Here is a 16,931-nt window from a genome sequence, read left to right on the forward strand (position 1 = left end):
CAATAATTTCTGTCTCAATTCTTTTAATATTCTCTTCTCTGAAATTTCTATTCATAAAAATATGAAGTAGATCCCAAATTTAATGATTGGCTATTTATTAAGCGCAGTTCGTGTGTTATAAATACAATAATGACACTTTTTATTACCCTATATTTAGAGTTTAGAATAAAAATGATAGTGAGATTTTGCGATGAGTCATAGCATTTGTAATAAGTTAAAACAGCATTTTAGCAAGCATCCTTGTTGTTGCATTGCTCTACTTATCCCTTTTATACCCTATATTTTATGGGTATCTTTTTTCTATGACATGATTTTAGCAGAAATCATTACTCCTTACCGTTGTGATATGTGGAAAGGCAAAGAAGTAGAAGTTTTTTTAACACCCGAAGAATGGCGAAAGTTATCGGGTGTCAATGAATCATTAAAAGATACTGAGTGGATATATTATCCAATTACTGAAGGAAAGGCAGAAAAAGATCCTTTTTTTATAAAAAATCAAGGTTTGTACCAACCAGAAATGGACTTTAATGGAAATAAACATTTTCTAATCGCAGTAAATAGCAAATATCCCTACTTGAATAAGTATACATACATTAATACAACAAAGATGTTTGGTCATAATACATTTATTTTATACGATCAAAAACTGCAGAAAATTATTGTTCAATATAATGATATTGAAGGATATCTTAAAAATCATTTTTTCTCTGGTCGTTTCCCTTGTAATGAAAATAGCATTTCAGAGTCTAATAAGTTATTAAAGACATATTTAAACTAAATTTAGGAGAAATGTAAATGTCTAATGATAATATGGCTTTATTAGCAGCCGCTTCATATGCTGATTTTAAAAATATTAAAAACCCTGATGAACTTCAGGATGTATTAAAAGAAGAAATGCCTGCTACACAGGCTGAAAAGTTTATTGATACCTATGAAATACTTGCTCATAAACCAAATAAAGAAAAGAGTAATATACTATGAAAAAAAAGATAATATCTATATTTCTGGCTTTTACTGTTGCTACATTTGTGGTCACATATCCTTCTTCTTATATAATTCTTTATGTTTTAGGTAAAATGTCAATTGCCTACTTTGAACAAATAATATTCCCAACTAAAAGAATAAAAGTTTTAAATCATAATGGATTTATTCTTGAAAAGAACGTCTGTATTCCATACAAAAGTTTATTTGGTAATTATACAATTGATGTCAATCTAAAAGATGAGTCAATAAAGCCATTTGAAACTAAAAAAAATTTATTAAATGAATTTGATATACATGTATCAATATATAATAGTGATAATAATTTATTATTTTATGATACCCCATCAAAAATTCGTGATAAATCTAGGAATACGTATTACTCTGTAACATTAAACGAATATACTCTCCCCAAGGCTGGATGTTATAAATTTAACATCAGAGGAATAAGTAAAAATAAATATGAAGACAAATATAAGCATTTACATTTCACTATATTTATAACACATTACGTATTTTGATTTAAGTTTTTATAGGGGATTACAATGAAAAATTACACTCTAGAAGTTAAAGTCGCTGAGAAAGGAACTTTATATCAAGGAAGAGAAATGTCTACTTTTGGGCATATGTACTATGTGTTAGTAGATCAGCTTGGCAATAGAAAAAGCTTTGGTTGGGGACCAGGAAGTGATAAAACATTAGGAGGAGAAAACAACATTCTAGAAACTGATGATACGGATTATTCAGAAACCAAAGATGGAAAGATCCATACTATAAAATTCAATATTACAGAGAAACTGTAGTGGTACACTAATCCCGCAGTCCTCAATAGGTGGTAAAATTAAACCCAAAATGAGGATATAAAAATGCGAAGACCTAGAAGAACCTTTAGTGCAGAATTTAAAGCTGAAGCAGTAAAATTGATTACCGATCGTAAATATTCTATTGCACAAGCTTGCAAAGAACTCGACATTGGTGAAACCGCGTTGCGTCGCTGGGTAAGTCAAGTTCAGGCTGAATGTCAGGGTTATGTATTGCCGGGCTCAAAGCCAATTAGCCCTGAGCAACAACGCATTCGAGAGTTAGAAAACCGTATCAAAGAGCTGGAAGAGGATAAAGAAATTCTAAAAAAGGCTACAGCGATTTTAATGTCTCTCGAGAACAGCGATACCAAGCGGTCACGACGTTAAAATCGCGCAGCATTAAGCGTTTATGCACGTTATTTGGTGTATCAGAAAGTGCCTATTACGCGCGTTTGAAGCGGCCAAAAACCGTGAAAAAACACACCGCACTTGCGATTGAAATCAAGCTCATTTTTGAGGCAAGCCGTCAATCTGCAGGCAAGCGAACGGTTCAATCAGGTTTGAGACAAAAAGGGATTCGAGCCGGTCTGCCGCTGATTCGTAATTTAATGATTCAACAGGGATTATTTAGCAAACAGCCACAAAAATGGTATAACCGAAATAAAGAAACCGGGCAAGTTTTTGCTAATCACTTGAACCGCGAATTTACCCCAACGCCACAAAAGACGGTGCTTTGTGGCGACACGACGTACATTAAAGTCAATGGTGTTTGGTGCTATTTGGCAGTGGTGATTAACCTGTTAAACCGTCAAGTTGTCGGTTGGAAACTGAGTCGATACCACGATGCGCAATTGGTTGTCGATGCGTTAAATCATGCTATGTTGCAGACCAAACGCACAAAAACGATGTTGTTCCACTCAGACCAAGGCAGTATTTATGGGAGCAAGCAATTTACCCAATGCGTGCAAAAACACAAACTAACGCAAAGCATGAGCCGACGGGGCAACTGCTGGGACAATGCGCCAATGGAGCGTTGGTTTAGAAGTTTTAAGTATGAATGGATGGCCTATGGTGGCTATGCTGATTTTGAAAGTGCGGTCAAAGATGTGAGAGATTATGTGGTGTATTACAACCACACTCGCCCACATAGCTATAATCAAGGCTTGCCCCCGATGTTAGCTGAAAAAACTTATCGGGGACTGTTGAATTAGTTGATCACTACAAACAATATAAAATACTTATTGAACATGGAAATAATCCATTTCATAACCGTTTATTTGATTATAATTATGATTTGCTTAGTAATAATTGTGTTGATTATGTATTCGTTGGATTACATAAAGCAGGTCTAAACCCTTATGCCTATGAAGGAAAATTAGTCCCATCTGCCAATGTAGATGTTGTCAATAATTTTAAAGAAAATAGATTTATAGTACCGTTAACTTCATATGGTATTTACTTAAAACAAACTGAAATATTAAATCAAGTAAATAAAAAAACAAAGGCACTTAATGAAAATAAAGCAAAAAATAAATTTTCTCTTCCCTCTTTACCCGAAATAAACAAAGAGAAAAACCAAAACTTTGACCATTTTTCTATTACGAAGAAATTATCATTAGGCTTTAATAAAGATGCGTTAAATAATAGTACAAAAACTTCAGATTTAGCTGCTTCATCAATTATTACTGATGATACTAGAATAGCGAACCATAATCCTGTGATTTTAAAATCCATTGATATTGCAAATTATGTGATTTCCAATCTCCCTGGAAGCAATCAGGCGAACAACGTTAAATTAAACCGTACACAGGGTAAGCCTTTTAAAATTGCCATCGATCCTCTTATTCTCGATCTCAATGGGGATGGCGTGCGGGCTGTAAGCTACAACGAAAAACCCGTATTGTTTGATATTGATAATGATGGTGGCTCGCTAGAAGAAACTGGTTGGTTGAGCCAGCAAGATGGTTTGCTTGTTAAGGATTTAAATAATAATGGCAAAATTGACAATATGTCTGAAGTGTTCTCTGAATACTATGCTGGCAAAGCAGGACGTAATGGCGAAACAGGGGAAAAGCGTTTTGCTAATGGGTTTGAAGCATTAAAAAGTTTAGACAGTAATAAAGATAATATTTTTGATAGCAAAGATAAGGATTTTAATACGCTGCGTGTGTGGCAAGACGCTAACCATAATGGCATTACAGACGCTGGAGAGTTAAAAACCTTATCTAGCTTGAAAATCAGCGCAATTGACCTGGCTTACCAAAACGCAGGTGGGCAACTCTTCTTTGGCAATGAGTTATTAGCAAAAGGATATTTCACTCGAAATGGCAAAAAGCACGAAGCCGCAGCGGTGAACTTTTTAGCTAACCCAAGGGGGCATACCATCACGAATGTAAGTGGCGGTAAAAAAACAGTTACCGAAGCAGCCGGTGTGTTAGACAGAACGAGCAGTTTTACAGCCGAAGGTAATCAGGCTCGCACCTTAGAGGTGAAAAAGCTAGGTGTAATAAATATTCAAGCGGGAGATGGTAATGACACCCTACGAGGCGATGAGAAAGATAACTGGCTTGCTGGTGGAGGTGGTGCAGACACCTTCTTTGGTGGAGATGGTAATGATGTATTGCTGATTGATGGTGATGATTTACCAGAAAATATTCACGGCGGTAAAGGTGATGATATTGTTCAAGTTGTTGGTAATAAGGGCGTAAACTTAGACCTTGGTGTAGCTGAAATTGAAATTGCTCACGGTGGAGGTGGCAATGATGCGTTTGTGTCTTCAGGTAATAGCTCAGTATTTGTGCGTGGTGGTGATGGTAATGATGTGATTGTGGGCAGTATTGCCAATGATGCATTGTCGGGTGAAAACGGTGATGATTTTATTTCAGGCAATGGCGGTAAAGATTTAATCCGAGGACACCGAGGAAATGACCGCTTATTTGGTGATGATGGTAATGATGTCATTTTTGGTGGTTCTGACGATGATATGCTATACGGTGGCGAAGGGGATGATACCTTAGTTGGTGAAGGTGGCGATGATTATCTTGATGGCGGAGAGGGTAAAGACACCGCTGAGTTTTCAGGTGATTTTGCTGACTATAAAATTACCAAAATGGGAGATGGTTTATTAATTAGTGATACCAGACAAGGGCGGGATGGTACTGATTTCTTACGTAATATTGAACTGCTGAATTTTAAAGATATTACAAACTATGCTGCCCCTACTGTAAATTCAGAATGGGACAATCCAACACCTGTAGAAGATATTCTCTATCAAGATAGCAAAGGACAACGTTTTGATGGTTCACGTCCGTATATCATTAAGCAATCTCAATTGCTTAAAAATGATATTGATTTACAGGGCGATAAAATCATCATTTATCAAGCATCAAATATCAGGGGTGGCTCTCTTAAAGTATTACCTAATGGTGATATTGAGTTTACACCAACAAAAGGATTTAAAGGCATTGCAAGTTTTGAATACGCTATAGAGGATTCAAAAGGAGTTAAAGCGATCCAAACTGCTGGTGGCGGCGAGTTAAAAGGTAAAGTATATCTTGTACCACCATCATTACCTTCCGATCCTGATGTCATTCGACAATATTATTTGGAAGCAGATAATATTTCATCTGTATGGAATCATTATACTGGTAAAAATATTCGTATTGGGCAGTTTGAGCCAAGTGGTCCATTTTCTGTTGCAGAAGAAGTTGCAGATTATCGACACCCCGAATTACGTAATAAGATCGATAAAAAGTGGTTACATGACTACGAATATAAACGTCAAGAAGAGAATAAAGTCTTCAGTAAGCATGCTACAGAAGTTGCGGGTATTATGGTTGCCGAACGTAATGGGGAAGGTGGCGTTGGTGTTGCTTATGATGCCACGGTAGCAAGCTATTGGGTTGGAGCAAATGTTTCTAGTTTGGATCAGATGAAAAACTATGATATTGCGAACCATAGTTGGGGTCATACTCAAAACTTTAAACAACAAATTAATTTTTCCGATAAAAGCAAAACAATTTTTGATATCTATAAACCCGCGTTGACAGATGGACGCAATGGTTTGGGGACTGTTATTGTCAACTCCGCAGGCAATGATAGACAAAAAGGCGGCAATACTAATTATTCTGAATTGACGAATGTTAGATACGGTATTGCGGTGGCTTCAGCTGAACTCAATCGGCAATTTGAGACAAAAATTGCTTCCTATTCAAATCAGGGGGCAAGTGTTTTGGTGACAGCCCATGGCTCTGATGCCTATTCAAGTTCTCGTGAAATTGTGAACGAAAATGGTTCAACATTAGGTCAGGAGTACGCTCGTAACAATGGAACAAGTTTCTCTGCACCTATTGTTTCAGGTGTAATTGCACTAATGCTCGAAGCAAATCCTTACCTCGGATATCGTGATATTCAAGAAATTCTTGCACTCACCGCAACAACAAAAGGAGTAACAGATAGTCAGTGGCAACGTAATGGCGCTAAGAACTGGAATGGAACGGGTATGCATATCAGTCACGATTACGGTTATGGTGTCATAGATGCTCAAGCAGCGGTAAGATTAGCTCAAGATTGGAATACTCAACATACTTATGAAAATGAAGTAAGATTAGAGGATGTCTATAAATCAGGGAAAGTTAATCAGGCTATAACAGATAATAACGGCAGACAATTTTCGGTAGACGTTTCGAATTTTTCCATGTTACTCGAAAATGTAGCAGTTAAAGTCAATCTGACACATACCAGAGCCAGTGATTTAATTATTAAATTAATTTCTCCGTCAGGCACAGAATCTATCTTAATGAATAGACCTGGAAAAGATCCTAAAGATGACAATGCGATAGGAGATATTAAATTTGGGGAGTCATCCACATTAAATTACATATTCAATACCGCCTTATTAAAAGGAGAGAATCCTAATGGGCAATGGAAATTACAAGTTTTTGATGTTGCTACAGGAAGCACGGGAACGTTACATGATTGGTCATTGAGTTTCTATGGACGGGCTTATGGAGCTGGTGATACTTATGTATATACGGATGAGTTCCATAACAACCAAACGGTCGATACATTGAATGATACGAATGGTGGAATAGACACTATTAATGCGGCTGCTATGGATGGTGTTATTGAAGTAAATCTCTCAACAGGCAAAGCTGATTTAGCAGGAAAAGCGTTGACAATTACAAATCCTCAACAGATAGAAAATGTGACAGGAGGAGATTACAACGATAAACTCACTGGAAATAATGCTGCTAATATACTTATTGGTGGGCGAGGCCATGATACCCTAGTTGGTTTACAGGGTAATGATGTTCTAGTGGGAGGTCTAGGCAATAATACATTGACAGGAGAGCAGGGAAATGACACTTTCATTATTGAGAAGAAATTAAATAGTCAGGATGTGATTACTGATTTTAGCGTGGGTACTGATCGTTTAGTCTTTACTGGATTTGAATCCTTTAATTTATCTAAACAGCAGCAGGGGAATGACACCCTTATTTCTTTAGGCAATGGCCAAACAGTTCGACTGAATAATGTACAAGCTAATAGATTAACTAATAACAATATTGTGGTAACTACAGAGGTGTTTAAGCCTTATTGGCTAAATCAAGCTGGTGGCTATGGATTCTCGAATGATAATGCTGAAGTTGCTCTACCTGATTTTGGTGTGGCTTTCTGGGGAACAGAAGGTGAAGATCGCCTGTTCGGGGGTAATGGTGATGATATCCTTCGAGGGGGAAGAGGTAATGATGTCATCGTCGGTGAGCATTCTGCGGATTCTGCCACAGGTGGCAATGATACACTATACGGTAATGATGGTGATGATCGTATTTTAGGTGGCGGAGGTAACGATACGCTCTATGGTGGAGCTGGCTCTGACTATCTTGGTGGTGGTGCAGGTAATGATGTTTTGTACTTAGAAGGTGATGATGCGGCACTATCATCAACTTATCGTAACCAACAATATAGGACACTAAATCAATACAATAATGTTGAGTTCAGTTGGGCAAGAGCAGAAGGTGGTAAGGGAAGTGATAGATTTGTTGTAGTTAAAGACACGTCTCCAAACGCATCTAAAGGACTGTTGAAGAATCTCATTTGGGATTTTGATATCAATGACAAAAATGAGAAAATTGATATTTCTCAGTTTAAAGGTGTGACTACTATCAACTTTTATGGATTTAGCGTTAATAATGAACAATATACAAGAATCTGGCTAGGTGAGCCTAAAGCAGGTACACAATATGTGACAGTAAAAGGCATTAGACCTGATCAGTTGAAAGCTGAGATGTTTATCTTTTCCAAAGAACAAGCAGAATTACCTCAATTAGTTCATACCATTGTTGGAACTAATGGTAACGATACTCTAAAAGGAAATGCGATAGGTAATCTGATAGATGGACGATCAGGTGCTGATAGTATGTCCGGTGAGTTTGGCGATGATACCTATATTGTTGATAATGTAGGTGATAAAGTGTTAGAAATTAAAGATGGAGGATACGATATCGTCAAATCTTCTGCCAGTTATACATTGTCTAACTATGTTGAAGAGATTCAATTAATGGGTAATGCTGCAATTGATGCTATTGGAAATAACGAAAATAATCGTCTAGTAGGTAATTCAGGTAATAATAGACTGGATGGCAAGGCTGGGTTTGATACAATGATTGGGGGGTTGGGTAATGATACCTATGTCGTTGATTCTCATCTTGATAAAGTGGTTGAGAAAGTTGATCAGGGGACTGACACTGTTATTTCATCGGTATCTTATACCTTACCAGAAAATGTAGAGCATGTAGAGTTAATTGGTAATGCACATGTTTCTGCAACAGGAAATGATGTCAATAATTCTCTTACAGGCAATTCGGGAAATAACCGATTGATTGGCTATGGAGGTAATGATTCCCTAAATGGTATGGGCGGAAATGACTTCTTAATGGGAGGAGCAGGAAATGACACTTATCATTTTAAGAGAGGGGACGGTATTGATACCATTTACGATGAACAAGGCAATGACACGTTACGTTTTACTAATATAAATCATAATCAACTTTGGTTCCGTAAATTAAACGTGGATTTAGAAGTCAGTGTTATTGGTACTCAGGATAAAGTAGTCATTTCTGATTGGTATGGTAAGAATTATAAAGTAGAAAATTTTGCAGCTGCAAATAATAAGTCTTTAAACCATGCTAGTGTAGATAAACTGGTCAGTGCAATGGCAGTTTTTTCCCCACCATCAGCAGGACAGATTTCATTACCACAGGCAGTCAATACAAAATTAGAGCCAATTCTAGCTGCTAATTGGACATAAATTTTATTAATTATTTAAAGCTTCACGGTGTTCTCGAAAAATATTGTGAAGCTTTTTGTTTAAATAGTAGGATATAGTATGGATACACAGGACTTAGCACTTTCAAGTTTAGCAATATTTTCTCAGCTACATAGTATTCCTTTTAATATTGAACAAATAAAACATAAATTTGCTATACAGGAAGTGATGACCAAGACACAATTGTTATTAGCTGCAAAAGATATAGGGTTTAAAGTTAAAGCCAGTAAGAAAGAAAAATCGCGTTTAGCTTTATTGCATTTGCCGATCTTGGTCTGGTGTGATGATGGTAAACATTTCATCCTAGCTAAAGTGGATACTGAAAATCAACGTTACTTGATCCATGATTTGGAAACAAATCAGCCCATCGTTTTGTCGGATAACGAATTTACCAAGCGTTACTCTGGTGAGATTATCCAATTTACCTCTCGAGCAAATATCGCTGGGCAGCTTGCTAAATTTGATTTTACTTGGTTCATACCTGCTATTGTCAAGTATCGAAGAATTTTCTTAGAGGTACTCTTTATATCAATTATCTTGCAAGTCTTTGCATTGGTAACACCACTATTTTTCCAAGTTGTGATGGACAAGGTTTTAGTTCATCAAGGGTTTAGCACGTTAAATGTTGTTGCAGTGGCTTTGTGTGTTGTGATTTTTTTTGAAGTTTTACTTTCAGCTATTCGTACTTATGTATTTTCTCATACTACCAGTCGAATAGATGTTGAGCTCGGTGCAAGATTATTCCGACATTTACTTGCTCTCCCAATTGCCTATTTTGAAGCTCGACGCGTTGGGGATACTGTCGCAAGAGTAAGAGAACTAGAGCAAATACGTACTTTTTTAACAGGGCAAGCTTTAACTTCAGTGTTGGATTTGCTTTTTTCTTTCATTTTCCTTGCAGTAATGTGGTATTACAGTGTTTGGCTAACATTAGTTGTGCTTATTTCGCTTCCTTGCTATGCGATCTGGTCTGCATTTATTAGCCCAATACTACGTAGACGTCTGAATGAAAAATTCGCTCGTAACGCAGATAATCAAGCCTTTTTAGTGGAGTCAGTAGCTGCTATGGGAACCATTAAATCTATGGCGGTTGTTCCACAAATGACAGAGCACTGGGATAAACAATTATCTGGTTATGTACAATCGAGTTTTAAAGTTACAAAAATTGCAACGATTGGTCAACATGGTATACAACTCATCCAAAAATTGGTAATGGTCATTAATTTATGGTTGGGAGCACATCTAGTAATTACTGGAGAACTTACTGTTGGGCAGCTTATTGCTTTTAATATGTTGGCAAGCCAAGTTGCATCTCCCGTAATTAGGCTAGCTCAGTTTTGGCAAGACTTTCAGCAAGTTGGTATTTCAGTAAGTCGTTTAGGTGATATCTTGAATACACCGACAGAAAATTCTCAAAACAAATTGGTTCCACCTGAAATTAAAGGTGATATTACATTTAAAGACGTTACTTTTCGTTATCGCCCAGAAGGAAAAAATGTTATAAATGATGTTTCTTTATCCATTGGTGCAGGAGAGATCATTGGGATTGTTGGTCGTTCTGGATCGGGTAAAAGTACCTTGACTAAATTGATTCAGCGTATGTATACCCCTTCTCAAGGAAATATTTTTATTGATGGTAACGATATTGCATTAGTAGAGCCATCTTGGCTACGTCGTCAAATTGGTGTTGTTTTGCAAGATAATATTTTACTGAATCGCTCTATTCGAGATAACATTGCATTAAGTTCCCCCTCAATATCAATAGAACATGTTATGCATGTTGCAAAGCTGGCTGGCGCACATGAATTTATATCTCAGTTACCTGAAGGCTATGATACGTTAGTTGGTGAGCATGGCACTAATTTATCGGGGGGACAGAAGCAACGCATTGCTATTGCTCGTGCGTTAGTTAATGACCCTAGAATCTTGATTTTTGATGAGGCGACCAGTGCACTTGATTATGAGTCAGAGCACATTCTTATGAAGAATATGCAATGTATTTGTCGCAATAGGACAGTAATTATCATTGCACATCGTCTCTCTACGGTTAATCAAGCCAATCGAATTATTGTAATGGATAAAGGCGCAATTATTGAGCAAGGTAATCATCAATCGCTACTTGCAGCAAAAGGGCTTTACCACTACTTATATCAACTTCAATCAACACCAGGGAGCGCATAATGTATTATATAAGTGGATTGTGTAGCTTAATTAAACGCTATATTCAGGTCTTTAGAGATACATGGAAAGTTAGAAAATCGTTAGATGTCCCTTATCGACAAGAAGATGAAAGTGCTTTTTTACCTGCGCATTTAGAATTGATTGAAACACCTGTATCGTCTCTGCCAAGGTGGATTGGGCGACTCATTATCTTACTTTTATTAATCGCCCTTGTTTGGTCTTATTTAGGAAAAATAGAAATTGTTGCTGTCGCAACAGGGAAAATTTTACCAAGCGGTCGAAGTAAAATTATCCAACCGATAGAGACTGCTACAGTTAAGCAATCTTATGTAAGAAATGGGCAAAGAGTAAAGAAAGGTGATTTGCTTCTTGAGTTAACAATATTAGGTGTTGAATCTGAGTTATTTAAGGCTAAGTCAGCTCTTAAATTAGCTAGTCTAAATCAATTACGGCAAGAAGCTATGCTTTTGGCAATTCAAGAAAACACTGTGCCACATCTAAAAAATAGCAATGCACAAGTCACTTTTAGTATTGAAGATGATTTATTTAAACGAGAACAGCAGTTAGCATTAAGTCAATATCATACATGGATTGCAGAAAAGCAAAAATTAGAAGCAACAATTCGTCAGAAGGAAACTGAAAAAAAGACAATTCATATTCAAATTCAAAAAATTACAGGAATACTACAATATGAAAAAGAGCGACGTAATGATATATATGGCTTATACAAAAAAGGACATTCTTCGAAACATGACTATTTTTCTCAAGAGAATCGGGTAATTGAATTAGAGAATGAAAAGAATATTCAGCAAAGCAAAATTTATGAATTAGAATCACAATTAGAGCAAATTCGTAAAGAATATCAAGTGTTTGAGCAATCTTTTCACCGTAATGTGTTAGATGAGCTGCGTAAAGCCAATGAGCAAGTTGAGCAACTTACATTAGAGGTTGAGAAAAATCAACAGCGACAAGAATACAGTGAAATTTATGCCCCTGTTGATGGTACAGTACAACAATTACAGACCTATACGATAGGAGGTGTTGTAACAACTGCTCAGCCACTGATGACTATTGTTCCGCAAGATGAACAGTTTGAAATAGAAGCTATGCTATCAAATAAAGACATCGGCTTTGTGCATGAAGGGCAAGAGGCCACTATTAAGATAGAAGCTTTTCCGTATACTCGTTATGGATACATAAAAGGTAAAGTTAAGTATTTTAGTTTAGAGGCTATACAGGATGAGAAATTAGGGCTAGTATTTCCAGTAACTATTGTGATGGATAAAAGCCATTTAAGTATTGAGGGAAGAAATGTAGAGTTTATTGCTGGGATGGCTGTATCCGCAGAAATTAAGACTGGGGAAAGACGGGTAATTGACTACTTATTAAGTCCACTAAGAAAAGTGGTTGATGATAGTTTTAAAGAACGGTAGTTACAAAAGGTTCTTTATGATTAAGGTCATTAAATTCTTACTAAATTTAGTGATCACCCAATCAGACCCTATCCCAAATTCTGGGCTATATTTTGTCTATTACACCCCTATAGAATAGTCAATACTCTAACCGCACTTGCTACCAAGCGCGGTCGTTTTTTTAGTCTAATCCCTGTTAATGATGAGCACTTTTCCAGATACCATTTACCGCGGTACCGATCACTTGGAAATCGGCAGTAAATGCAGTGAGATTGGCAATTTTGCCTGTTTCAATGGAACCTAATTTATGGTCTTGACGGATGGCGCGTGCCGGGTAGAGATTGCACATTTTGAGTGCTTCGCTAAGCGAGACACCAACCTGTTCCACCATATTTCTGAGAGATTCAATCATCGTAATAGAAGCACCGCCTAATGCGCCATTGGCATCAAAACAACGTCCGTTTTCCACAAAAATCGGTTTGCCTACAAAAGTAAAGGTTTTAATATCCGAACCTGCCGCCGCCAGTGCATCGGTCACAATGCAAAGTTTGTCGCCTTTTAATTTTTGGGCTAAACGCACATTGGCAAAATCCACATGCACACCATCCACAATAATGCCGGTGTAAACATCCGAATCCAGAACAGCACCGACAACGCCCAATTCGCGCCCCGAACTGATTGGTGACATGGCGTTATGCAAATGAGTGGCAAAACCGGCGCCCTGTCTAAAGGCTCTTTTTGCCGTAGCGTAATTGGCGTTAGAATGTCCAATGGAAACAATGATGCCTTTTTCCACAAATTCGGGAATATATTGCGCAGTAGGATTTTCAGCCGCTAGGGTGATTTTTGTAATCACTGCCGCATTATCCAGTAAGAATTGCTTCATTTCAGGGCTGATTTCACGAATATATTCAGGGCGATGTACGCCTTTTTTCTCAACACTTAAATAAGGCCCTTCCAAATGTAAACCTAACGCTTGGTTTTGATATTTTGCCAAATATTCGGTCATGATTTTGACCGCGGTTTTCATATCTTCATCGGGGGATGTAATAAATGTGGGTAAAAAACTCGTGGTGCCGAATTTCAGGTTGGTTTCCTGCATAATTTCAAGAGTTTGCACGCTGGTTTGATCATTAAACATCACACCGCCACAACCATTAAGTTGCAAGTCAATAAAACCTGCGGTGAGATTATTTCCTTGCAAATCAATAACTTCTATATTTTTATCTAATTCCTGCTGCGGAATAATGGCGTGGATTTTGTCATCTTTTACCACCACCGCATAACCGCGCAAGGTTTCCTGCCCCGTGTAAATCGTGCTGTTAATTAAAGCATAAGCCATATAATTTCATTTCTCTTATTAGTCTAAAACGCTGTGAATCGCGCGTTGTTCCAATTCCGTGAAGTATTTTACGGTTTTCACTTTTAATTCTTGCTGTGCAGGTTCATCACAAACAAGGATAAAATGACGATGTAATTGTAACGCGCTTATTGTCCAAAGATGATTGACCGAACCTTCCACACCTGCCTGTACCGCTAAAGCTTTGTTATGTCCGGTGGCTAAAATCATCACTTCTTCTGCGTCCATTAATGTTCCCACGCCAATGGTTAAGGCATATTTGGGTACGCTGTTAATATCATTATTGAAAAAACGCGAATTCGCAATCAATGTGTCTGTGTTTAGGGTTTTAATGCGCGTGCGTGAAGTTAAAGAAGAAGCCGGTTCATTAAAGGCAATATGCCCATCTTGCCCAACGCCGCCCATAAACAAATGAATTTTGCCAAAGGACTTGATTTTTTCTTCATAACGGCGACATTCTTCATCGTGATTATCCGTATTGCCATTAAGAATATGGATATTTTTTTCTTGAATATCAATATGATTGAAGAAATTGTTGTACATAAAAGAATGGTAGCTTTCAGGATGTTCTTGCGGTAAGCCGACATATTCGTCCATATTAAATGTCACAACATACTTAAAACTCACTTCGCCGGCTTGATAAAGTTTAATCAATTCTTGATAGGTTTTCAGCGGTGTACCGCCCGTTGGCAGACCTAATACAAAAGGGCGATCTTCGGTAGGTTTAAAGTGATTGATTCTATCGACAATATGACGAGCCGCCCATTGGCTGACTTGTTGTTCTGTTTGTAAGGGAATAAGACGCATAGGAATATCTCCATTCGGGGTAAGTATAAAGCAATGGTCGTTGATAAACCCTATACAAGTCGTATAGGGTTATTTAATTCGAGTCGCGCTGTGGCTTAGATTTCTGACAAACCCTATACGAGCCGTATAGGGTTACTTAATCTGAGCTGCTCTGCGGCTCTTCCTTTCAGCCCCAGCGGGGCTGGGTTTAAGGAACCTAGCACGGCTCGTGCTAGGTGATTTCCCAAAGATGAGCTTTGTCAGTAATCCGAGTCTCTTTGCGGCTCTTTTTCAGTTCCAGACCCTAGATGATGTTACAAATATTTTTCTTTCAACGATTTCGCCACAGCAAGTTGTTGTTCGGTTGCCGCTTTGGTCATTGGTTCACGACAATAACCGGCATCAACACCTTGTAATTTCAATATTTCTTTAATGGTTAAATATAAGCCATTTGCCAAAATACCTTCAATTAAGTCATTGGTCACGTGTTGAATTTCGCGTGCTTCCGCAAGCTTGCCGGCTTGACCTAATTCAAAGATTTGACGCGCGCGGATACCGTTAATATTGAAGGTACTACCAATTGCGCCATCGGCACCAAGAGAAACCGCCGGCAACATCATTTCATCAAAACCCGCCCAAATGAGATGATTTGGGAAAGCTTTTTTCAAGCGTTCTAATAAATAGAAATCGCCCGCTGTAAATTTCACGCCCAATACTTTTGGATTTTTATAAAGTTCACCAAATTGCTCAATGCCCATATTCACGCCGGTTAAGAACGGAATAGAGTACACAATCATATTATTGCCCGTTTCAGCAATAATGGTGTCGTAGTAATGTTTGATTTCTGCGAAGCTGAATTTGTAATAGAACGGCGTCACGGCAGATAAGCTGTCGTAACCTAATTCAGTGGCATATTTACCCAATTCAACGGCTTCGTGTAAATTCACGCTCCCCACTTGTGCAATTAAGGCAATATCATCCTTCGCTTCATCTTTGGCAATGCGGAAAATTTCTTTTTTCTCTGCGGTGGAAAGCATAAAGTTTTCTCCCGTAGAACCGCCCACATACAAACCATCCACCTTCATTTTGTCAATGTTGTGGCGAATGATTTCACGCAGTCCTTTTTCGTTAACAGACCCATCTTCGTTAAAAGAAACTAATAAAGCACTAAAAATACCTTTCAGATTTTTCATAACGTTCTCCTATTTTTGACGTTGTTCTAAAATAACATGTACGGTTTTTTGTTTTGCTGTAATGGCTTTTTCTTCTTCCGCTTGCACAAGCAAGGTATAAATTAAATCAAGCACAAAAGATTGCGCAATTTGCGTACCAATCGAATCGCCTTGCAGTAAATACTGGCGATTACCATTGTGCAAAACATAATCGGCAACTTTAGTGATAGGCGATCGCACATTATGGGTAATGGCAATCGTTTTTGCCCCGGCTTTACGAGCAATATCAAGGGATTGCACGGTTTCAACAGATTGACCGGAATGGCTTAATCCAATGACCACATCGCCTTTACGCATTAATGCCGCTTGCATATACATCAAATGGTTATTGCTAGAGGCATCCACTTGCAGACCAATGCGCATAAATTTGCTTTTTCCCCAAAGTGCAAGTAAACCTGAGGTTCCCACACCGTATAAAAAAATGCGTTTAGCTAAACGCAACTCATTGACTACCTGTTCTAACACATTGAAATCAATAAGACTGATGGTTTCGCTGACCACTTTATTTAATGCCACTTGGATTTTGTTCGCCACCAAATCCGGCTCATCATCACTGGCAATATCCGTATCTAATAGGGTTTGTACCGTTGGATTTTGTGTGGCAAGTTCAATGGCAAATTCCATTTTGAAGTCACTAAATCCTTTAAAGCCTAAGCTGCGACAAAAGCGAATAATGGTGGCTTCACCGACATTGATATTTTTAGCAATGTCAGCCAGTGAGCAACTATTGAGCAGCTCAGGATTTTGTAGAATTTGCTCAGCAATGTACTTTTCCTTTTTGGTCAAGCTTGCTTGAAGTGCGGTCATTCTTTCTAAAATATTGCTTTGGGTCATCATACTTCCTAC

The 16,931-nt window shown here is 37.8% G+C and carries 13 protein-coding genes; 9 read left to right on the forward strand and 4 right to left on the reverse strand.

Annotated elements, in window-relative coordinates:
- Positions 1-190 precede the first annotated feature (190 nt).
- From Q0O89_RS03245 to Q0O89_RS03285, 9 genes are all read left to right on the forward strand, one after another.
- Complete coding sequence (locus Q0O89_RS03245; RefSeq protein WP_293730309.1) at positions 191-778, forward strand: hypothetical protein; 588 nt, start codon at positions 191-193, stop codon at positions 776-778.
- Positions 779-795: 17 nt separating this feature from the next.
- A complete protein-coding gene (locus tag Q0O89_RS03250; protein ID WP_293730310.1) occupies positions 796-981 on the forward strand; it encodes a hypothetical protein in 186 nt (61 codons plus the stop codon).
- Positions 978-1,502 carry a hypothetical protein gene (locus tag Q0O89_RS03255; RefSeq protein ID WP_293730311.1) on the forward strand — a complete coding sequence of 175 codons (525 nt, stop codon included), beginning with the start codon at positions 978-980 and terminating at the stop codon, positions 1,500-1,502. Before Q0O89_RS03250 ends, Q0O89_RS03255 begins: the two co-directional genes overlap by 4 nt.
- Positions 1,503-1,526: 24 nt before the next feature.
- A complete protein-coding gene (locus Q0O89_RS03260; RefSeq protein ID WP_293730312.1) occupies positions 1,527-1,784 on the forward strand; it encodes a hypothetical protein in 258 nt (85 codons plus the stop codon).
- A 63-nt stretch (positions 1,785-1,847) separates the two neighbouring features.
- Positions 1,848-2,171, forward strand: a complete 324-nt coding sequence (locus Q0O89_RS03265) for a transposase (protein WP_293730313.1) — start codon at positions 1,848-1,850, stop codon at positions 2,169-2,171.
- Between the two features lie 11 nt (positions 2,172-2,182).
- Positions 2,183-2,995 carry an IS3 family transposase gene (locus Q0O89_RS03270; RefSeq protein WP_293730346.1) on the forward strand — a complete coding sequence of 271 codons (813 nt, stop codon included), beginning with the start codon at positions 2,183-2,185 and terminating at the stop codon, positions 2,993-2,995.
- A gap of 83 nt (positions 2,996-3,078) precedes the next feature.
- Positions 3,079-9,096 carry a S8 family serine peptidase gene (locus Q0O89_RS03275; RefSeq protein ID WP_293730314.1) on the forward strand — a complete coding sequence of 2,006 codons (6,018 nt, stop codon included), beginning with the start codon at positions 3,079-3,081 and terminating at the stop codon, positions 9,094-9,096.
- 78 nt (positions 9,097-9,174) lie between these two features.
- Positions 9,175-11,295 carry a type I secretion system permease/ATPase gene (locus tag Q0O89_RS03280; protein WP_293730315.1) on the forward strand — a complete coding sequence of 707 codons (2,121 nt, stop codon included), beginning with the start codon at positions 9,175-9,177 and terminating at the stop codon, positions 11,293-11,295.
- The gene (locus Q0O89_RS03285) at positions 11,295-12,728 is read left to right on the forward strand and encodes an HlyD family type I secretion periplasmic adaptor subunit (RefSeq protein WP_293730316.1); all 1,434 of its coding nucleotides are present in this window, start codon (positions 11,295-11,297) and stop codon (positions 12,726-12,728) included. Before Q0O89_RS03280 ends, Q0O89_RS03285 begins: the two co-directional genes overlap by 1 nt.
- Before the next feature lie 175 nt (positions 12,729-12,903).
- Here Q0O89_RS03285 and nagA read toward each other — a convergent pair whose 3' ends face one another.
- The 4 genes from nagA to Q0O89_RS03305 all read right to left on the reverse strand — a co-directional run bounded on the left by nagA (position 12,904) and on the right by Q0O89_RS03305 (position 16,922).
- The gene (nagA, locus tag Q0O89_RS03290) at positions 12,904-14,049 is read right to left on the reverse strand and encodes an N-acetylglucosamine-6-phosphate deacetylase (protein ID WP_293730317.1); all 1,146 of its coding nucleotides are present in this window, start codon (positions 14,047-14,049) and stop codon (positions 12,904-12,906) included.
- 18 nt (positions 14,050-14,067) lie between these two features.
- Positions 14,068-14,874 (reverse strand): glucosamine-6-phosphate deaminase, encoded by an 807-nt coding sequence (gene nagB, locus Q0O89_RS03295; RefSeq protein ID WP_273383070.1) that lies wholly within the window; start codon positions 14,872-14,874, stop codon positions 14,068-14,070.
- Between the two features lie 293 nt (positions 14,875-15,167).
- Positions 15,168-16,046, reverse strand: coding sequence for an N-acetylneuraminate lyase (gene nanA, locus Q0O89_RS03300; protein ID WP_273314747.1), 879 nt, complete (start codon positions 16,044-16,046; stop codon positions 15,168-15,170).
- A 9-nt stretch (positions 16,047-16,055) separates the two neighbouring features.
- Positions 16,056-16,922, reverse strand: a complete 867-nt coding sequence (locus Q0O89_RS03305) for a MurR/RpiR family transcriptional regulator (RefSeq protein WP_273314746.1) — start codon at positions 16,920-16,922, stop codon at positions 16,056-16,058.
- Positions 16,923-16,931 lie beyond the last annotated feature (9 nt).

The organism is uncultured Actinobacillus sp. (assembly GCF_945915845.1).
GTDB lineage: Bacteria > Pseudomonadota > Gammaproteobacteria > Enterobacterales > Pasteurellaceae > Exercitatus.